This window comes from Mesorhizobium sp. M0317 (assembly GCF_040321555.1).
GTDB lineage: Bacteria > Pseudomonadota > Alphaproteobacteria > Rhizobiales > Rhizobiaceae > Mesorhizobium.
Map to the genome: position 1 here is coordinate 1 of NZ_JAMYRV010000048.1, position 19,496 is coordinate 19,496.

Sequence of the window (19,496 nt, forward strand, 5' to 3'; positions counted from 1 at the left end):
CGCGCGGCGGGCGGGGGCCCGGCCCCACCAACACCCCCCCCCCCCCGACCCCCCCCCCCCGGCGGCGCGCCGCCCCCCACCTCTCCCCCGATCGACGGGGGAGAGGAAAGGCGCGAGCCTTGCAGGGGCGCGAACTTATGCGGCCTGGCTCCCTTCCTCTCCCTCCGGAGGGGGAGAGGTGGCGCCGCGAAGCGGTGACGGAGTGGGGGAAGGCGCTGGTCAAATCCGCAGTCGCAAACAGGGCCAACCCGGCGAGCAAGAAAACAGCCACCCCATATTGCCGGTCCATTCTGTTACCTATCTATCCGGCTCGGATAGAATGCCCTGCCCGCGACAGCACTACCCGAACAGCTGATCCAGAATCCTTCCCTCCAGCCTGGCAAGCTCGACCGAACCGCGCCGGCGCGGCCGCGCCACCGACACGTCGAGATCGAGCGCGATGCGGCCCTCGTCGATCACCACCACCCGGTCGGCGAGCGCAACCGCCTCGGCGACGTCATGCGTGACCAGCACGGCGGTGAATTTTTGCTCCAGCCAGATGCGTTCCAGAAGCTGCTGCATTTCGATGCGGGTCAGCGCATCGAGTGCGCCGAGCGGCTCGTCGAGCGCCAGAATCTTTGGCTGTCCGATCAGTGCACGCGCCAGCGCCACGCGCTGCTTCTGGCCGCCCGACAGCACCGAGGGCCATTCGTCGGCGCGGTCGGCGAGGCCGACTTCACCCAGGATGGCGAGCGCGCACCGCCTGGCTTCCGCACCGGTGGCAAGCCCGGTCAGCCCGACCTCGACGTTTTTCACCACGCTGGCCCAGGGCAACAGCCGCGGCTCCTGGAACATGAAGCGGCTCTCTTCGCCGGCGCCGGCCTTCGCCTCCGGCCCGAATGTAAGGGATCCAGCGGTTGGCCGATCGAGCCCGGCCAGCAGCCGCAACAGCGTGCTCTTGCCGCAGCCGCTCTTGCCGATGACGGCCACAAACTGTCCGACGGGCACATCGAGATCGATGCCGTCGAGCACGACCTTGTCGCCAAAGCCCTTTTCCACGCCCTTGAAGGCAAAGGCGCGCTGCCTGTCGACGGCCTCCTCCGGCCGTGACGGTTCCGGCGCGGCGACGAAGGAACGGATGGCGGTCAGGCTGGCGGTTGGCATCGAACCCTCAGGCGTTCTGGAAGGCGGGATGCCAGCCGAGCGACAGCCGCTCGAGCAGGCGGGCGAAGCTGTCGGCAAGCTTGCCGAGCAGCGCATAGATCAGGATCGACAGCACGACGACATCGATCAGCAGGAATTCGCGTGCCTGCATGGCCATGTAGCCGAGGCCGGAACTGGCCGAGATGGTTTCGGCAACGATCAGCGTCAGCCACATGATGCCTAAGGCATAGCGCAGGCCGACGAAGATCGCCGGCAGCGCGCCGGGCAGGATCACCTGAAAAAACAACGCGCGGCGGTCCATGCCGTAGACCCGGCCCATCTCGACCAGATGCGGGTCGACGCTCTGGATGCCGAGCAGCGTGTTGACGTAGATCGGGAAGAACACGCCGAGCGCCACCAGGAACAGTTTTGCTTCCTCGTCGATGCCGAACCACAGGATGACCAGCGGGATCAGCGCCAGATGCGGGATGTTGCGGATCATCTGTAGCGTCGTGTCGGTCAGGCCGCGGCTGAGCGCCGACAGCCCGTTGGCAAGGCCGAGTGCAAAGCCGATCGAGCCGCCGATGGCAAAGCCGGCCAGCGCGCGCAGCGTGCTGACGCCGATGTTCTGTATCAGCTCGCCCGACAGCGTCAGCCGCCAGAAGGCCTCGGCCACCGCGCTCGGCGCCGGCAGCACATTGGCCGGCATCACGCCGGCGCGGCTGGCGGCTTCCCAGCCAATTATGACCAACGCCGGCAGCAGCCAGCCGATGCCGTTCTGTTTGACCCGTTGAGCCAGGCTCATGACGACGCCTGAAGGCGGTTGGCGCCGTGAAACCCGACGGCGAATTCATTGGCGATGTGCTCATGCGCCCGTGCCCGCCTGGTGCCCAGGCCGAGACGCGGGAACAGAAGCTCGGCGACGCGGTAGGCTTCCTCGAGATGCGGGTAGCCGGAGCCGATGATGGTGTCGATGCCGATCGCCTGATACTCGCGGATGCGCTCGACGATCTGCTCGGGCGAGCCGACCAAAGCTGTGCCGGCGCCGCCGCGCACCAGGCCGACGCCGGCCCACAGATTGGGCGAAACCACCAGCCTGTCGCGGCGGCCGCCATGCAGTTCGGCCATGCGCCGCTGTCCCACAGAGTCCATCTCCCTGGTGAAGCGGGCCTGGGCATTTTCGATCTGGGCATCGGTGACGTGGCTGATCAGCCGGTCGGCGGCGCGCCAGGCCTCTTCCTCGGTCTCGCGCACGATGAAATGCAGCCTGATGCCGAAACGCAGTTTGCGGCCGCGCCGTTCGGCTTTCTTGCGCGCAGCACTGAGCTTCTCGGCCACCTGTGCCGGCGGTTCGCCCCAGGTCAGGTACATGTCTACCAGATCGGCGGCGAGCTCCTGGCCCGCATCCGACGAGCCGCCGAAATAGAGCGGCGGCCGCTCCTGGCTCGGCAACAGGTCGAGGCGGCCATTGTCGACGCGGTAATATTTGCCGTTGAAATTGACGCTTTGGCCCGACACCAGCGCGCGCCAGATGGTTAGGAACTCCTGCGCCTGGGCATAGCGCTCGTCATGCGGCAGGAAGACACCGTCGCCGGCAAGCTCGGTCGGGTTGCCGCCGACCACGACGTTGAGCAGCAGGCGGCCATTGCTCAGCCGGTCGAGCGCCGCGGTCTGGCGCGCCGCGAAGGTCGGCAGCGTCACGCCGGGCCGCAGCGCCACCAGGAATTTGAGCTTTTCGGTCAGCGCCGCTAGTCCGGAAGCGGTGATCCAGGAATCCTCGCAATTCTGCCCGGTCGGCAAAAGCACGCCGGGAAAGCCGAGCCGGTCGACGGCCTGTGCGATCTCCTTGAAGTAAGCGAACTCCGGCGGCCGCTGCTGCTGTTCGGAGCCGAGATAGGAGCCGTCGCCATGCGTCGGGATGAACCAGAAGAAATCGAGCGGGCCGGCTTGCGGGCTTGATGAAGCGGTCATGGCGAAATCCCTGAAGCTTGAAACGGCAAAGGCGCCGGGCGTTTTCCGCCCGGCGCCACACGTGAAAGTTCAATTGCCCGGTGCGGTCCACACGGCGTCGGAGATGCGCACCGCGTTCGGGATCAGCTTGAGCTTGTAGAAGCGATCGGCTGTCGCCTGCTGGCCGGCGATGATCTCGTCGGTGATCGGGAAGATGCCGAATTTGGTGCGGTTGGCCGCGATCGTCTGTGCATCGAGCGGCACGCCGGTCACCTCATGCAGCGCCGCGGCAACCTTGTCGCGGTTCGCGTCCGCCCATTTCGCCGCCACGCCGAGCGCCGCTATCGTCGTGGCGATCGTCTCCGGATGCGCCTTGGCGAAATCCTTGTTGGCGAGGAAATAGGTGTTCACCTTCAGCACCTCGCTGGAGCGCGCCAGCACGCGCGGCTGGTAGCGTGTCTCGGCGATGGCGTAGAACGGATCCCAGACCGCCCAGGCATCGATCTGGTCGCTGGCGAAAGCCGCCGCGGCATCGGCCGGGCTGAGATAGACCGGGGTGATCTGGTCGAAGGGGATGTTTGCTTTTTCGAGTGCCGCGACCAGCAGATTGTGCGCGCTGGTGCCTTTGCCGACGCCGATGCGCTTTCCCTTGAGGTCGGCGAGCGACTGGATCGGCGATGCCGGCTTGACGAAGATCGCTTCGCCGTCGCCATTGGCCGGCAGTGCCGCCGCATAGACGATGTTGGCGCCGGCCGACTGGCCGAAGATTGGCGGTGCGTCGCCGGTCCAGCCGACATCGATGGCGCCGACATTGAGCGCCTCGACCAGCGGCGGGCCGGCGGTGAATTCGACCCATTTCACCGCGACACCCTTGTCGCTCAGCGCCTTCTCGATCACCTGCTGCTGCCGGGCGATGACCGGCAGGCCGGTCTTCTGATAGCCGATGTTGAGCTGCTTCAACTCCTGCGCCGAGGCACTGAGCGAGGCAGCAATGCCCGCCGCCAAAAGGCCAAGGCCGAAAACGCGTCTGGTCAGGCTGAACATGATCCCTCTTCCTTCGCTGCGAACCGGCGCCGGGAAGGGCTCCCTGCCGTGGATGAGAGACAAGGCTAGGTGGGTCTATAAATTTAGTAGAGAAACCATTTTGCGAGATGAATGGGCGGAACGGAATTGTTTTCTACGGGCGGGTCGCGAAAGCCTCTTTCTCGCCGTTCACGGGGCGAGGAGCGCCAATCACCTCACTGCGACCAATACTGCCAGGCCCAGTAAAATCCCTCGTCGCGTGGCGGCAGGCGGTCGCGTTCGGCGTCGAGTTGCACCGGGGCCGGCGATTTCGGTTGCGGCTGCGACGACGAGTTCTCCCGCCAGGCGAGCAGCCAGTTGCCGAGATGGGCGAACAGCACCGCGGTGGACTGGGTCATGACATCACTCCTTCTGTTCCAGGGTCGGCGGTCGCCGTGCTGCGAAGGGAAGCAGCCGGTCAAACCGGCAGAAACTTGTTGTCATTCCTTTCCCGCCCACGGAACCAGCTGACGCTCGATCCGGCGGATGATGAATTCCAGCACGAAGGCTATTGTCGCGATCACCACTATTCCCATCACCACGACATCGGTGACCAGGAACTGGGCGGCCGACTGGATCATGAAGCCGAGGCCGCGCGTTGCCGCCACCAGCTCGGCTGCAACCAGCGTCGACCAGCCGGCGCCGAGCGCGATGCGCAGGCCGGTGAGGATCGACGGCAGCGCGCTGGGCAGGATGACATGGCGCACCACTTGGCGCTGCGTCGCACCAAGCGAACGGGCCGCATCGATGCGCTCCTTTGAGACACCGCGCACGCCCGAGGCCGTCGACAGCGCCACCGGCGCCAGCATGGCAATGGCAATCACCAGGATCTTTGACGGCTCGCCGATGCCGAACCAGATGATGACCAGCGGCAGATAGGCGAGCGGCGGGATCGGCCGCAAAAATTCGAGCAGCGGATCGAAGATGCCGCGCCCAATGGTGCTGATGCCTATGGCGAGACCGACGGGCACGCCGACGATGATGGCCGCGACCAGCGCCGCGAACACGCGGCCGAGGCTGGCGACGATATGCTGGAGCAAAGTCGCGTCGACGAAGCCGTCCTTGATCACCACGATGAACTTGGTCCACACGGCGACGGGCGATGGCAAGAACACCGGCGACACCAGTTGCAGGCGCGCAGACAGCGCCCATGCCGCCAGCACGGCCAGGATGGTGACGGCGCTGATCGCCCGCGAGGAAACCCCGCGCCGCTTCCGCACCGGCCGCGACCACGGCACCGAAATGGCATCGGCCTCGCCGGTCCCGGTGGCCGGCCGCTCGCTGTAGGAGGTGACGCTCATGCCACCTCTCCTTCGAAGATCGCATCGGTCAGCTCGCCGCGCGCCGCGGCAAAGGCTGGATCGGCCTTGATGGCGCGGATCGGCTCGCCTGCGGCATAGCGCCGGCTGAAGCCGGTTTCGAATGTCCGCACCACATGGCCAGGTCCCGGCGCGAGCACGACGATGCTTGTGGCCAGCACCAGCGCCTCCTCGATGCCATGCGTGACCATCAGCACGCCAACCCCGCTTGCGGTCCACAGGTCGAGCAGCGTCGTCTGCATGCGCTCGCGCGTCAGCGCATCGAGTGCGCCGAGCGGTTCGTCGAGCAGCAGGAATTCCGGTTCGGCGGCGAGTGCACGGGCGAGTCCGACGCGCTGGCGCATGCCGCCGGACAATTCCCAGATGCGTTTGTCGCCGACGCCGTCAAGCTTGACCAGCGCCAGCAACTGGTCGGCGCGGCGCGCCCGCTCGGCTTGCGGCACGCCGCGCAGCCTGAGCGCAAAGGCGACGTTTTCACGAGCCGTCAGCCAGGGAAACAGCGCATCGTTCTGGAACACGACCGCCCGGTCGGAGCCTGGGCCGGTGATCGGCCTGCCGCCGATCGTGGCGACTCCGCGCGCGGGCTCGACCAGGCCGGCGGCGACATTGAGCAGCGAGGTCTTGCCGCAGCCGGAGCGACCGACCAGCACGACGAAATCGCCCTTGGCGACATCGATGGAAACTCGGTCGACCGCCGGCGCTGCCTGGCCGTCATAGTGAACCGCGACCTTGTCGAGTACGAGATGTGGGTGGAGTACGAGATGCGGCATGAAAAGGGGCTCCGGAAGAAAATCAGCCTGCCCCGGCCCTCGTTAAGCGGATCCGGGACAGGCAGCACGCGGCGTCAGGGAAGAGGAAACCGCGCGTGTTCAGAGCAATTCCAGGAAAAGTGTGAAGCGGTTTTCCGTCCGGAATTGCGTAAAACTGAAGATCAGTTCGAGGCCAGAGCCTCGGTCACGTATTTCGACGACACGTATTTCGAATAGTCGGGCAGCACGGCGTCGATCTTGCCCTGCTCCTTGAGGAAGGCCGAAGCTGCCTCCATCGCCTTGACCGTGCCGCCGCCGAGGAATTTGTCGGAAGCCTGCTCCTCCAATGTCGGGAAGACGTAACCCTTGAGGAGCTGCGGCACCTCTTCCAGTTTGGCGCCGGTGATCTTGGCGATCTTGGCCGCTTCCGGCGACGAAACCGACCATGCCTCGGGCTTGGCCAGGAACTGGGCATAGGATTCGCCGGTCACCTTGACGAAATCGCGCACGGCGTCCGGGTTCTTTTCGGCGAAGTCGGTGCGCACGATCCAGGCGTCGAAGGTCGGCGCGCCCCAGGCGGCAACCTGCGAGGAATCCAGCACCACCTTGCCTGTCGTCTTGATCTGGCCGAGCGCCGGATCCCAGACATAGGCCGCGTCTATGTCGCCGCGGGCGAAGGCGGCGGCTATTTCCGGTGGCCTGAGATTAAGGATTTCGACCGACTTCGGGTCGACGTTTTCGTGCTTCAGCGCGGCAAGCAGGCTGTAATGCGTGGTCGACACGAACGGCACCGCCACCTTCTTGCCGGCGAGGTCGGCGATCTTCTCGATGCCGGATCCATTGCGGGCGACCAGCGCCTCGGACTGGCCGATCAGGCCGACGACAAAGATGGTCTGGATCGGCAGTTCGCGGCTGGCGGCCGCGGCCAGCGGACTCGAGCCGACATAGCCGATATCGACCGAACCGGATGCGACGGCGGCGATGACATCGGCACCGGAATCGAACTTACGCCAGTCGATCGTTGCCTTGGTCGCCTTTTCATAGGCGCCGTCGGCCTGTGCTACTTTCGAAGGTTCGACCACCGTTTGGTAGCCAATGGTGATGTTGAGGTCCTGCGCCTGGGCCGGGCCGAGGAAGGCCGCACCCGCCAAAGCTGCCGACGACAGGAGGACAATGCGTCGCGAAATGCTGGACATGAAAGGCTCCATGAAAAATGAGAAAAACCGGATGCCTGTTCATAGTCAGCTAATTCTATCATTCTTGTAGAGTTAAATCGTTCCAAGGAAAAAGCACTTGTTAGAAAAAAACCAACGGCTGATGCGGGCGCGGTGACCGGCCCGTGTCGGACCGTGCACAAACGCAAACGGCGCCCCAAAGGTGCTGAAGAGTTGGTGGTCCTGCCAACCCTCGCTACGGAAGAGGCCTGATTTGGTGCTCGGCGCGCCGCTTGCGGCCTGCCGCAGGATCGATGTCGAGCCGTTGAGCCTCACCGACTTCCGCAGCGACGGCCACCGCTGGATGCTGCGGTCAAGCGGCGTGCCGGTGGCCGCCAAGGCCGCCCGGTCTCAGAGCGGCAAGGCGGCGTCCTGATATCGGGCGCAGGGCGGCGCCCGAGTTGTCGGGAGTCATGTTCGCCGATCCGCGGGCTGCGACCCAAAATTCCCGGCAAAGCCCCAAATGGCGCAAATCCATGCTGTAAAAGACGGTTGATTTGAAAACACGTTCCGCGTGTTCGAGGGTAAGTATAGTAATCTTATCGACATTGGGAGCAGGAGCCGCCGTTCATCGCCGCAATCGCTCGCGGCTGGCTGTGACCGTAACGGCACAAAGCCTTGCTAAAGTGGCCCCTGCGGCGTGAAAACGAAGCAAAATCAAGGTTTCTCGGCTTGTATATCATGTCAGTAGAATTTATGTGTCGAAGCAGCTTGCACGCGGCGGGGAGGCACGTCAGGCGTTTCGCAACCGATGGTTTGGGCCATCGCCTGACAGAGAAACATTCGGTCTATGCTCACCAAAAAAGGCAAGTACGGCCTCAAGGCGCTGGTCCATCTGGCGCATCTGCCGGTGGGACAGCTCGCCTTCGTCGGCGACATCGCCAGCGGCAACAACATCCCGAAGAAATTCCTCGACGCCATTCTGGGCGAATTGCGCAATGCCGGTTTCGTCCAGAGCCGCAAGGGCAAGGATGGCGGCTATCGCCTGGCGCGCCCGGCCGACGAGATCAAGGTCGGCCATGTCGTGCGCGTCCTCGACGGACCGCTGGCGCCCATCCCCTGCGCCAGCCGCACCCAGTATCAGCGCTGTGAAGACTGCAATGAGGCGACATGCCAAGTCCGACATCTGATGCTCGAGGTCCGGCAGGCGATCGCCGAGGTGCTCGACCAGCGCACGCTGGCCGAGATGCGCGACATCGTCCTCGACGACCTTCCGGTCGCGAGGGACATCGACGAGCTTGCGCCGGCGCAAAAGGTCCCCGCCTGATCCTGAGCGTGCTCGCATGAGCGTCGCGCGCGCCAATTCGATCATCCGCAGCTCGATCATCATCGTCGGCGGCGGCGCCAGCGGCGTCGTGCTTGCCGCGCATCTGCTGAAGTCGCCCAACCCGGACCTTCGCGTCACGCTGATCGAAAAGCGTCCGCATTTCGGCCAGGGCATCGCCTATTCGACGCTCTTATCGGCGCACGTGCTGAATGTCAGCGCCGCGGGGATGAGCGCCTATGCCGACGATCCCCTGAATTTCTGGCGCTGGTTGCAGGGGCGCGGCCTGATAAGCCAGGAACAGACGCCGCAGACACCCTTCTATGCACCGCGCAGCGTCTATGCCCGCTACCTCAAGGAAGTGCTCGACGAACTCGAAGCGCGCGAAAAGGAAACCGGCCGTCTCAGGCTGATTCGCGAGGAAAGCCTGTCGATCTCGCCGACATCGTCCGGTGTCGAAGTGGTGCTGGCCAACGGCACCAGCGTCGTCGCGCATCTGGCGGTGCTTGCCACCGGCCACGACGAGCAGCCCGGCGCCGGCCAAGGTCATGCCATCCGCATGGGCACCGAGGCCGACACAGCGCTCGATCCTGAAGCCCGCGTGCTGGTGCTGGGCACCGGGCTCAGCATGGTCGATGCCTTCCTGTCGCTCGAGCAGCGCGGCCATCGCGGCGAGATCGTCGCCGTGTCGCGGCGCGGCCTGCTGCCGTCGCCGCACCGCAAGGGCAACCCGATCAAGCTCGACGTCGCCGACATTCCGCTCGGCACGCAGCTCTCCTATTTCGTCGGCTGGTTCCGCGACCTGATCCGCGAAAACCAGAAGGCCGGCATCGACTGGCGCGACGTCGTCGATGGGCTGCGACCCTTCAATCAGAAGATCTGGCAGAACTGGCCGTCCTCGGCCAAGCGCCGCTTCGTTGAGCACACCAAGGCCTGGTGGGACATCCATCGCCATCGGCTGGCGCCCGAGGTGCATGCCCGCGTCACCGAAGCGGTGCGCACCGGCCGCATCCGCCCGGTCGCCGGCCGTGTCGTCGGCATCGAGGCTGGCGATGGATTCACCGTCGGCATCCAGTCTCGCCACACAAAGGCGCTGGAAACGCTGCAGGTCGCCCGCATCTATGATTGCACCGGCATCGCCCGCGACATCTCGACGACGTCGAACAGCGTCGTGCGCTCGCTGGTCGACCGCGGCCTGGCGCGGCCCGACCCGCTGCGGCTTGGCCTCGATGTAACGGCCAAGTGCGAAATCATCGCCGGCGACGGCACCGCATCGGCCAAGATCCTCGCCGTCGGGCCGCTGACCCGCGGCACCTTCTTCGAGATCGACGCCATCCCCGACATCCGCGTGCAATGCGCTAGGCTGAGCAAGCAGCTGCTAGGGTAAAGCTGTTGACGTCGGCGGGATAGCACGCCCCTCAGAGGGGGGTGGGAAGGATCGCTACGGAGGGTGTTGGGCTTGAGTCCAAAGCCGGCCTAAAACTGGAATTCCATTCCCCCTCTCGCCGGTTGATTGGCACGATCTACCTTCTTTCCGACTGCAAACGGCCGGAAAAGAAGCTACGCTGCCGCTCTGCCCCCGAGGCGGTCGCTTGTTCAAGGGAGCACATCGATATGAGCGAGCACGGAAAAGCTGCGCCAGGCAGTTCGGACGGCGCGTTATCCCGCCTGCGTCCGCCCTACGCCTCGGTGCTCGACCTCATCGGCCAGACGCCGGTGGTCGAACTGACCAAATTCGACACCGGCAAGTGCCGGCTGTTCATCAAGCTCGAAAGCCAGAATCCAGGCGGCTCGATCAAGGACCGCATTGCGCTGTCTATGATTTCCGCGGCCGAGAAGGAAGGCAAGCTCAAGCGCGGCGGCACCATCGTCGAGGCGACCGCCGGGAATACCGGCCTCGGCCTCGCCCAGGTCGGCATCCCCAAGGGCTACCGCATCATCCTCGTCGTGCCCGACAAGATGTCGCGCGAAAAGATTCAGCATCTGCGCGCGCTCGGCGCCGAAGTGCGCATGACGCGCTCCGATGTCGGCAAGGGCCATGCCGAATATTACCAGGACATGGCCGAGAAGATCGCATCGGAAACGCCCGGCGCCTTCTACGCCAACCAGTTCGCCAACCCGGCCAACCCCGAGGCGCATGAGACCACCACCGGACCGGAAATCCTTGCCCAGCTCGATGGCGACCTCGACGCCGTGGTCGTCGGCGTCGGCTCCGGCGGCACGCTGACCGGGCTTGGTCGCTACTTCGCCAGAACATCGCCGAAGACCGAAATGGTGCTGGCCGATCCCGTCGGATCGGTGCTGGCGCCGCTGATCAAGACCGGCAAGATGGAAGAGGCTGGCAGCTGGACCGTCGAAGGCATCGGCGAGGATTTCGTGCCGCCCAATGCCGATCTGTCGCTGGTCAGGAAAGCCTATTCCATTCCAGACAAGCAGAGCATGCTGGCCGTGCGGGACCTGCTTTCCAAGGAAGGCATTCTCGCCGGCTCGTCTTCCGGCACGCTGCTGTCGGCCGCGCTTCGCTATTGCCGCGAGCAGACGACAGCAAAACGCGTCGTCACCTTCGTCTGCGACAGCGGCAACAAATATCTGTCCAAGGTGTTCGACGATTTCTGGCTGGCCGAGCAGGGGCTGGCCGAACAGGAACAGCATGGCGATCTGCGCGACCTCGTCATGCGCTCGCACCGCACCGGCGACACCGTTTATGTCGGCCCCGACGAAAGCCTGCTCAACGCCTATGGCCGCATGCGCCGCTCCGATGTCTCGCAGCTGCCGGTGCTGGACAATGGCAAGCTGGTCGGCATTATCGATGAGGGCGACATCTTGGCCAAGGTCGACGGCCCCTATGACGGCCGCTGGGACCGCTTCAACGCCCCGGTGCGCACCGCCATGACCTCCAATCTGCACACGCTGCAGGCCAATCAGACGCTGGATGCGCTGCTGCCGGTGTTCGACCGCAACGAGGTCGCCATCATCTTCGATGGCGACGAGTTCGTCGGCCTGATAACCCGTATCGACCTGATCAACCATTTGAGGCGCGCACGATGACTGCTGAAACATCCCCATCGGGCAAGAACCGCCTGGCTTTTTCCACGCGCACCATCCATGGCGGCCAGAGCCATGACCCGCTGACCGGCGCGGTGATGGTGCCGATCTACGCGACCTCGACCTATGGCCAGCAGTCGCCCGGCGTGCACAAGGGGTTTGAGTATGCCCGCAGCCAAAACCCGACCCGCTTTGCCTTCGAGCGCGCGGTGGCCGATCTCGAAAGCGGCTCGGCCGCCTTTGCATTCGCTTCCGGCCTGGCGGCGATCTCGACCGTGCTCGAGCTGCTCGACAGCGGCGCCCATATCGTTGCAACCGACGACATCTATGGCGGCTCGTTCCGGCTGATGGAGCGGGTGCGCAGGCGCTCGGCCAATCTGCAGGTGAGTTTTGTGGACTTCACCGATCTGGCGGCGGTGGAAGCAGCGATTCGCCCGGAGACAAAACTGCTCTGGGTCGAAACTCCGACCAATCCGCTGCTGCGTATCGTCGACCTCGAAGGCGTTGCGGCACTCGCCAGGCGCAAGGGCGTTTTGACGGTAGCCGACAACACGTTCTGCAGCCCCTACATCCAGCGGCCGCTGGAGCTCGGCATCGACATCGTCGTCCATTCGACGACAAAGTATCTCAACGGCCATTCCGACATGGTCGGCGGCGTCGCCATCGTCGGCGACAACAAGGATCTCGCCGCCCAGCTGAAATTCCTGCAGAACGCCATCGGCGCCATATCGGGCCCGTTCGACAGTTTTCTGGCGCTGCGCGGCATCAAGACACTGGCGCTCAGGATGGAGCGGCATTCCACGAACGGCCTGAAGATTGCGCAGTGGCTGGAGGCGCGAAAAGATGTGCGCCGCGTCGTCTATCCCGGCCTGGCCAGCCATCCGCAGCACGCCATCGCCGTCCAACAGATGCATGCTTTCGGTGGGATGATCTCGGTCGACCTCGACCGCGACCTCGCCGGCACCAAACGCTTCCTCGAACGGACGCAACTGTTCACGCTGGCTGAAAGCCTCGGCGGCGTCGAAAGCCTGATCGAACACCCGGCGCTGATGACGCACGGCTCGATCCCGGCGGAAAAGCGCGCGGAAATCGGCATTTCGGATTCGCTGGTGCGGTTGTCGGCGGGGATAGAGGATGGCGATGATCTGATCGCCGACCTGGACCAGGCGCTGCGGGGGTAGGCGTACCGGATGCGTACCGATGACAATGAGGGGCGGCGCTGACCGTCGAGATTAAATCCCAATCCGCCGCGCGTTAACACATTCAGCAGCTTTTGCTTAACTCTTCGCCGCTATGTCCCGCCCCGGGGAGGCATGGCGAGAGTGAGTGTGATGGACAACAACCCGGAAAAGCGCAGCGAATGGCGCGCCATTTTTTATGTGCAGGCCCGCGTGGCCATCCTGTTTGTCCCGGTCGTCGCCAGCCTTCTGATCATTGCCGCTCTTGCCGGCAACGACCACAGTTCCGACGCCCTCGACCGCACGGTTACGGGCTCGGTGAAATAGCGGCACGGCCGTCGGCTTGCCTGCCCGGGAACGGCCGCCTCAGAAAAACTTCGGGATCGGGCCGTTCTGCGGCGTCACGTCGCCTTCCAGGTCGATGAACGCCTCGTCGACAAAGCACCAGGCCCAGCCTTCCGGCGGGTCGTAGCCTTCGATGACCGGATGCTTGGTGGCGTGGAAATGCTTGGTGGCGTGGCGGTTGGGCGAGTCGTCGCAGCAGCCGACATGGCCGCAGGTACGGCAGAGCCTGAGATGCACCCACATCGAGCCGCTCTTCAGGCACTCCTCGCAACCGAGCGCGCTCGGCGTCACAGTCTTGATGTCGCGCGTGTGTTTGCATTCATCCATTATGCTCTCCTGGCCAGTTCGGGCGCTGCTGCGTCGGGTCGCGCGAGATAGGCGTGCAAGGCAGCCACCACCTGGGCGCCTTCGCCGACGGCGGCGGCGACCCGCTTGACCGAGCCTGCGCGCACGTCGCCGATGGCGAACACGCCGCTGCGGCTGGTCTCCATCTGGCCCGCCCCTATGTCGGCGCCGGTGCGCACGAAACCCCTGGCGTCGAGCGCGATATCGCACCCAGCCAGCCAATCGGTGTTGGGGTCGGCGCCGATGAACAGGAAGAGATGCTGGATCGGGCGCGTCTCGACGCCGCCGGGGTTGCGCCAGCGCAACTGGGTGAGATTGCCGCCTTCGCCTTCCAGCGCCTTGATCTCTGTCTCGCCAAGCACCTCGATGTTCGGTTGCGCCTCGATACGCTCGACCAGATAGCGCGACATGGTTTCCCTGAGGCCGCCGCGGCGCGCCAGCATCGTCACCTTGCGGACCTGGCTGGCGAGATAGACCGCCGCCTGCCCCGCCGAATTGCCGGCGCCGACCAGCGCCACTTCTTGCCCTGTGCATAGCCGCGCCTCGATCGGCGAGGCCCAGTAATGCACCGACGTGCCCTCGAACTCGGCCAGCTTGGCGATGTCGAGGCGGCGGTAGCGGGCGCCGCTGGCGATCACCACCGTGCGCGCGCGCAGGCTTTCACCGTCGCCGACGGCGAGCGTGTAGCCCTCGCCTGCTGCACCGAGCAGCTTGGCCTCGTCGGGGATGACTATTTCGACGCCGAATTTCTGCGCCTGGTTGTAGGCGCGCGCCATCAGCGCCATGCCGGAAATGCCGGTGGGGAAACCCAGATAGTTCTCGATGCGCGCGGAGGCGCCGGCCTGGCCGCCGAAGGCGCGGCAATCGAGCACGATGGTCGACAGCCCTTCGGATGCCGCATAGACCGCGGCCGCCAGCCCCGCCGGCCCGGCGCCGACAATGGCGACGTCATAGACCATGTCGGGATCGATCGGCCGCAGCAGGCCGATGCAGCGGGCAAGTTCGGTTTCGCCGGGATTGTGCATCAGCTTGCCGTTGGGGCAGAGCACGATCGGCAGATGGTGCGGGTCAACATGAAAATGCTCAATCAGCGTCTTGGCGCACGGGTCGCTGTCGGAATCGAGCGCGCGGTGCGGCTGGCCGCTGCGGCGCAGAAACCCCTGCAGCCGCAGCGTGTCGCCATTGCCGGCCGGGCCTACGACGATCGGTCCGCTGCTGCCACTTTCCAGGAGCCCGACGCGGCGCAGGATCAGCGCCCGCATGATCCGCTCGCCAAGGCTTGCCTCCTGCACCATCAGGTCGCGCAGCCGCTGCGAGGGGATGACGAAGGCCTCGACCGGCTCGGCCGCCTCCGCATTGACCAGCGACGGCCGGCTGGAAAGCTGCGCCAGCTCGCCGATGAAATTGCCTGGGCCATGGGTGACGATGGTCTCGCGCCGGCCGGGCCTGACATCCTGGGTGATATCGGCCGTGCCCGACAGGATGACGATCAGCCCCGGCGCCACAGTGCCGGCGGTGACGATGTGCTCGCCGGCGGCATAGGAACTCGCCTCGCCGAACCGGCGCATGCGCTCGATATCGGCGTCGCCCAGGATGGGAAACATCTGGTCGCGGCGGGTGACGGTGATCGGCTGGGTGGGTGGGGCCATAGGTAGAACGTAGCGCCGAGACGGCCGGGTTTGAAGTGGTTTGTTGGAGGACTGGCCGGAAGGGGAGGTGGCTCCCGCGCCAACTGGTTCGGATGCTTCGCATGGCCCCGCGCTGCAAGGCAAACAGCGCGCCGACCAGTGCGACCTTTATAAGGGCGAGCCCGAGCAGTACCGTCGGCAGTCCTCGCTCACCGGTGTGTTGCAGGAGCAGCGCGCCGACGAACGGCGCCGCGGCTATCGCGTTACGCCAAGCGCCTGGGGTGCGGTGGTATCCTCGGGCTCCCCGAAGGCAGATCCCGGCGAAAGCCCATTCGTCACATCTTTGTAGAGCGCTATCGGATGCGGGCGCCCCACCAGATATCCTTGGATTTCGGGACATCCTTCCCTCATCAGGAAGGCACGCTCGTCCTCTGTTTCGACACCCTCCGCGATGACAGGCAAGGCCAGCGCATTCCCCAGGCTGAGTATCGTGCGCACGATGGCGGCCGATTGGACATTCGAACCGACACCCGAAACAAAACTGCGATCGATCTTGATCTTGTCGAATGGAAACGCCTGCAGCGAGGACAGTGAGGCATACCCGGTGCCAAAATCATCCATCGAGACCCTGACGCCCAACGCCTTCAACCTCCGCAAAACCGACAAGGCAGTTGCCCGGTCGCGGATGAGAACCCCTTCCGTGATTTCCAGTTCCAGCCGCCCCGGAGCAAGGCCGGTCTCGTAGAGGATAGAATGAACGAGGCCTACCAGGTCCCCGAAACGGAATTGCACGGGAGAGAGGTTGACGGCGATCTGCAGCGGTGAGGGCCAGGAGGCCGCGTCTCTGCACGCCTGCCTGAGCGTCCATTCACCTATCTCAACGATCGTGCCATCCTGTTCGGCAAGCGAGACAAACGCGTTTGGGGAGATGAGCCCATGCTTTGGATGGTGCCATCGGGCGAGTGCCTCGAAACCAAAGATTTCGCCGTCCATCCTGGCTTGCGGCTGATAATGAAGCACAAGTTCGCCATGGGCGACCGCAGAGCGCAAATCTCGCTGCAAGGCGTAGCGCTCTCTTAGCCGCCTATCCATCTCAGGATCGAAGAATTGCACCATTCGACGACCGTCCGCCTTGGCCCGGTAGAGCGCTGCGTCGGCATTTGCCATCAGCGCCGCGGCATTCTCTCCGTCTTTCGGATAGATCGCCGCGCCGATGCTCACCCCGATCGAAATGTGCTGGCCCCGGATTTCGAATTTGCCTGCCGCCGATTCGAACAGACGGTCCGCAACATCCTTGGCACTCGCGGACCGGTCATCCATGGTCAGGACAACCGTGAACTCGTCGCCGCCCATGCGCGCGATAAACGCCTCAGGCGCCGCGGTTTGGAGACGCCGGGAGATGGTGCAAAGCAGATCGTCGCCGGCGGCGTGCCCGAAAACGTCGTTCGCCTCTTTAAAATGGTCAAGGTCGATGCTGAAGACGGCAAAGCTGGCGTGCGTTGCTTTTGCGCGCTCGAGCGTCGTGGCCAGGTGTGCTGCAAGCGCGGCTCGGTTCGCCAGGCCGGTAAGCGGATCGTGGTGCGCGAGATGCGCGATTTCCTCGTGCCGTGCCATCAGTTCGGTGCGCGCTACGTTCATGTTCTCGCGCGCGTCGTCCAGGCCGTGGGCGGCTTCCCTCACCTTGTCCTGGAGCAGGTTGAAGCTTTCGGCCATCTCTCCAAGTTCGTCACGAGAGTTTACCGTAACCGGCATGATATTCACGGAGGCATGCGCCGCAGCGAGGTCTCCCCGCCCCAGGGCGACCATGGCGAGAGAGAAATCCTTCAGCGTTCCGGATGTCAGACGCTTTGCCGCGTTGCTCACCTCGGTCGCCGAATGGGTGATCATTCCCGGCAAGATCAGGCCAACGCTGATGGTCAGCAGCGCGACAACGACAAAAATGTCCTCCAGCGCGGCGACCAATGAAGTGTCGCCTTGGGGAACGCTGCCGATCGCCAGGAAATAGCCGGCACCGTCAAGCACGAGCACAAAAAGCATGGCTCCGGTAAGCTTCAGGTGAAGCGTATGTGGCAGCAAGGGTAGACCGAGTGCGTATCGATCCTCCATCGTGCGCCAGGCGTAGAGCGCAGCACCCGAATATGCCAAAGCCAGACCGAACAGGACGGTAGGAAGGCCAAATTGCTGAAATCCCAGTATGGCGGTCAACAGCCATATTGCAGCCGCGCCTACGCCAAGGATGATCGTTCCCCTGGGAGCCCGGAAGGGTCGCTCGGCTTCGGGACTATCACGGCGCAAGAGCCAGACTGCGATGTTTGGCATGCAGATGCTGATCAGGTACGTAAAATTGGCCGCGGCGATCATCCAGAGCGGATACCCGCACAGCATGAAGCCGATTGCCGCGGCAGCTGTGAGCAGCGTTGCCGCCCAGGGACAATCTGTTGAGGTGCGCCTGGCCAGGAAGCTCGGCAGCAGGCCGTCTTCGCTCAGCTGCGCAAGGGTCCGCGCGGCGCCTGCCAATGGCTGCAACGTTCCATGGAACATGTTCAGCATGATGAGCCAGATGGCGGCCGCCTTGCCGAAACTCCCCAACAAGGGCGCAAAGGTGGGCCCGAGAGCTATGGCGAGGTCGGTACCGAGCGGCTCCGGCCCGAGCACACCCAGCCAGACAACCGGCAGGACCAGGAAATAGACGCCGGCCATTGCGGCGCTGGCCCACATCGCCAGAGGAATGTTGCGGTTGGGATCGATGGTTTCGCCAACATGGCAGGCTGCAGCCTCAAATGCCGGTGCGGCAAACCCGATCAGGTACAGTCCCGCCATCACCGACGTGATGTCGCCGAACAGGCCGGTAAACGGGCTGGTCAGGGCAAAATCCGTCGCCTGCCGCCAGTCGACCGAGCCACTGATGACCGGGACGAGGGATGAGAGAAACGCAAGCGTCGCGGAGGCAGTGGCGATCGGGATCGCCAGTTGGACCACCCACTTGATTCCACACAGGTTGACCGCCGTAAAGAATGCGATAAGCCCGCAGGCGACCGCCTCCACGGGGAGGCCCGGCAGGTACCATTGCTGGATTGCAGACGCTGAAAGAACCGCTGTCAGTCCGCAGGTCGGCACCCAACCCCACCAATAGCAGGTGCCCGTCAGAGCCGAGAGAACGGGACTGTAAGGTCGGAAGGCTTCGGCGCACGCTGCAGAGATACCGCCGACGCGGTTTGGCCACATGAGAACCAATTCGGTCCACGCAGGCGCGGCGGCCCAGCTTAGAAGCAGACCAACAACCAGCAAAGGAACCGCAGCGCTTCCTTGACCGGGAATATTCCCCTGGCCGACAAAAAGGGCGGCAATCAGAAACAGGCTTTGATTGCTGCCACCCATGGCGAGCGCTGTCGTGCCCATCCATCCCAAGGTTCTCGGGTGCGGTCGTGAAGGCGTGAGGCCCGGCATTCAGAGACATCCATTCGAGTGCGGAGCGCTGTCTGACTGGCGAATGTAACCTGCGGAGATATGTCTGTCGAACGTCGCGCTCCCGAAGTCAAAGTTGGACCTTAGGTGAGACGTATTAAGACTTCGTACCAAATCCGATCCCGCTGATGATCACTGTCAACTTCCGGTGGCTGCGGTTCAATCATGCTGATGCCGGTCCGAATGGCTCGATCTCCTCCGATCCGGGATATCATTTCCAATTTTATCTAATCGCCCACTATGGAAGAGCGATCGAATAGTCGCGAATACAGCCTAATATCGCTTATTATCGACAAATCTCGTGATTGCGGAGCGTGACCGCCTTTGACTTCGTACCTCGCCATCGTGGGGGCAAGCACCGAGACTTCACGCCGTGCCTCAAGTTGGAGCTAACTTGTGCGAGCATGCCGCATAGCCCCGCGTTGCAGGGCAAACAGCGCGCCGACCACGCTGGGCGCGGCGGTCGGCCTTGGCGCGCTGGTGGGTCCTTCCCAGGCCGGCGCCCGTACGGTCGAGATGGCGATCGCCCGCTACCATCATCCGATCTGGACCAAACTGGCCTCGGTGACATTTGTGACCATAGGCGTGGCGACGCTCTGGACCGGCCTGCCTGTTCTGCCGGCCGCGCTGATACGGCGCCGGCATCGGCTCGCATGGCCGGGTATCTTCACATGCAGCGACATGGTGTTCTGGACGATGCTTGAGCGCGACGCGACCTCGCCAGCGGGCACGCCTTCGACGCCGGCCCGCAGCAGGAATGTGTTCAGCACCAGAACACTTGGGATCAGCGTTGCGGGAGCCTGCACACGT

Annotated in this window: 18 protein-coding genes; 6 read left to right on the forward strand and 12 right to left on the reverse strand. The window is 64.3% G+C overall.

All coding sequences use genetic code 11. The features are described 5' to 3' along the window. Positions 1-339 precede the first annotated feature (339 nt). The 8 genes from NKI88_RS26190 to tauA form a co-directional block, all read right to left on the reverse strand. Positions 340-1,143 carry an ATP-binding cassette domain-containing protein gene (locus tag NKI88_RS26190; RefSeq protein ID WP_023714416.1) on the reverse strand — a complete coding sequence of 268 codons (804 nt, stop codon included), beginning with the start codon at positions 1,141-1,143 and terminating at the stop codon, positions 340-342. A 7-nt stretch (positions 1,144-1,150) separates the two neighbouring features. Next, positions 1,151-1,927: an ABC transporter permease subunit gene (locus NKI88_RS26195; RefSeq protein WP_023706945.1), complete on the reverse strand. Its 777-nt coding sequence runs from the start codon at positions 1,925-1,927 to the stop codon at positions 1,151-1,153. After that, positions 1,924-3,093, reverse strand: coding sequence for an FMNH2-dependent alkanesulfonate monooxygenase (gene ssuD / locus NKI88_RS26200; RefSeq protein ID WP_352543766.1), 1,170 nt, complete (start codon positions 3,091-3,093; stop codon positions 1,924-1,926). Before ssuD ends, NKI88_RS26195 begins: the two co-directional genes overlap by 4 nt. Positions 3,094-3,162: 69 nt before the next feature. Next, positions 3,163-4,116 carry a sulfonate ABC transporter substrate-binding protein gene (locus NKI88_RS26205; RefSeq protein ID WP_352658310.1) on the reverse strand — a complete coding sequence of 318 codons (954 nt, stop codon included), beginning with the start codon at positions 4,114-4,116 and terminating at the stop codon, positions 3,163-3,165. A 194-nt stretch (positions 4,117-4,310) separates the two neighbouring features. Then, positions 4,311-4,493 (reverse strand): hypothetical protein, encoded by a 183-nt coding sequence (locus NKI88_RS26210; RefSeq protein ID WP_023672089.1) that lies wholly within the window; start codon positions 4,491-4,493, stop codon positions 4,311-4,313. An 81-nt stretch (positions 4,494-4,574) separates the two neighbouring features. Continuing rightward, complete coding sequence (locus NKI88_RS26215; RefSeq protein ID WP_352658312.1) at positions 4,575-5,435, reverse strand: ABC transporter permease subunit; 861 nt, start codon at positions 5,433-5,435, stop codon at positions 4,575-4,577. Then, entirely contained in the window at positions 5,432-6,223 is a 792-nt protein-coding gene (locus NKI88_RS26220; protein WP_352658314.1) for a taurine ABC transporter ATP-binding protein, read from the reverse strand. The genes NKI88_RS26215 and NKI88_RS26220 overlap by 4 nt, the downstream gene beginning before the upstream one ends. 161 nt (positions 6,224-6,384) lie before the next feature. Beyond that, the gene (gene tauA / locus NKI88_RS26225; protein WP_023672086.1) at positions 6,385-7,398 is read right to left on the reverse strand and encodes a taurine ABC transporter substrate-binding protein; all 1,014 of its coding nucleotides are present in this window, start codon (positions 7,396-7,398) and stop codon (positions 6,385-6,387) included. Between the two features lie 232 nt (positions 7,399-7,630). Here tauA and NKI88_RS26230 point away from each other — a divergent pair, with 232 nt between their 5' ends. The 6 genes from NKI88_RS26230 to NKI88_RS26255 all read left to right on the forward strand — a co-directional run bounded on the left by NKI88_RS26230 (position 7,631) and on the right by NKI88_RS26255 (position 13,230). After that, positions 7,631-7,792 carry a hypothetical protein gene (locus NKI88_RS26230; protein ID WP_023706948.1) on the forward strand — a complete coding sequence of 54 codons (162 nt, stop codon included), beginning with the start codon at positions 7,631-7,633 and terminating at the stop codon, positions 7,790-7,792. Between the two features lie 414 nt (positions 7,793-8,206). Further along, positions 8,207-8,683 carry an RrF2 family transcriptional regulator gene (locus tag NKI88_RS26235; protein WP_023672084.1) on the forward strand — a complete coding sequence of 159 codons (477 nt, stop codon included), beginning with the start codon at positions 8,207-8,209 and terminating at the stop codon, positions 8,681-8,683. Between the two features lie 16 nt (positions 8,684-8,699). After that, complete coding sequence (locus NKI88_RS26240; protein WP_023672083.1) at positions 8,700-10,067, forward strand: FAD/NAD(P)-binding protein; 1,368 nt, start codon at positions 8,700-8,702, stop codon at positions 10,065-10,067. Positions 10,068-10,294: 227 nt separating this feature from the next. Continuing rightward, the gene (locus NKI88_RS26245) at positions 10,295-11,728 is read left to right on the forward strand and encodes a pyridoxal-phosphate dependent enzyme (protein WP_023745896.1); all 1,434 of its coding nucleotides are present in this window, start codon (positions 10,295-10,297) and stop codon (positions 11,726-11,728) included. Then, a complete protein-coding gene (locus NKI88_RS26250) occupies positions 11,725-12,906 on the forward strand; it encodes a trans-sulfuration enzyme family protein (RefSeq protein ID WP_023745895.1) in 1,182 nt (393 codons plus the stop codon). The genes NKI88_RS26245 and NKI88_RS26250 overlap by 4 nt, the downstream gene beginning before the upstream one ends. 132 nt (positions 12,907-13,038) lie before the next feature. Next, positions 13,039-13,230, forward strand: a complete 192-nt coding sequence (locus tag NKI88_RS26255; RefSeq protein WP_196814852.1) for a hypothetical protein — start codon at positions 13,039-13,041, stop codon at positions 13,228-13,230. Positions 13,231-13,269: 39 nt separating this feature from the next. On the opposite strand, the gene NKI88_RS26260 is transcribed toward NKI88_RS26255, so the two are convergent. The 4 genes from NKI88_RS26260 to NKI88_RS26275 all read right to left on the reverse strand — a co-directional run bounded on the left by NKI88_RS26260 (position 13,270) and on the right by NKI88_RS26275 (position 19,492). Further along, the gene (locus tag NKI88_RS26260; RefSeq protein ID WP_023698083.1) at positions 13,270-13,575 is read right to left on the reverse strand and encodes a UBP-type zinc finger domain-containing protein; all 306 of its coding nucleotides are present in this window, start codon (positions 13,573-13,575) and stop codon (positions 13,270-13,272) included. Next, positions 13,575-15,242 (reverse strand): FAD-dependent oxidoreductase, encoded by a 1,668-nt coding sequence (locus NKI88_RS26265; RefSeq protein ID WP_023745894.1) that lies wholly within the window; start codon positions 15,240-15,242, stop codon positions 13,575-13,577. Before NKI88_RS26265 ends, NKI88_RS26260 begins: the two co-directional genes overlap by 1 nt. Before the next feature lie 234 nt (positions 15,243-15,476). Further along, the gene (locus NKI88_RS26270) at positions 15,477-18,620 is read right to left on the reverse strand and encodes an amino acid permease (protein WP_352658317.1); all 3,144 of its coding nucleotides are present in this window, start codon (positions 18,618-18,620) and stop codon (positions 15,477-15,479) included. Positions 18,621-19,222: 602 nt separating this feature from the next. Then, positions 19,223-19,492, reverse strand: a complete 270-nt coding sequence (locus NKI88_RS26275) for a hypothetical protein (RefSeq protein ID WP_156933261.1) — start codon at positions 19,490-19,492, stop codon at positions 19,223-19,225. Positions 19,493-19,496: the final 4 nt, after the last annotated feature.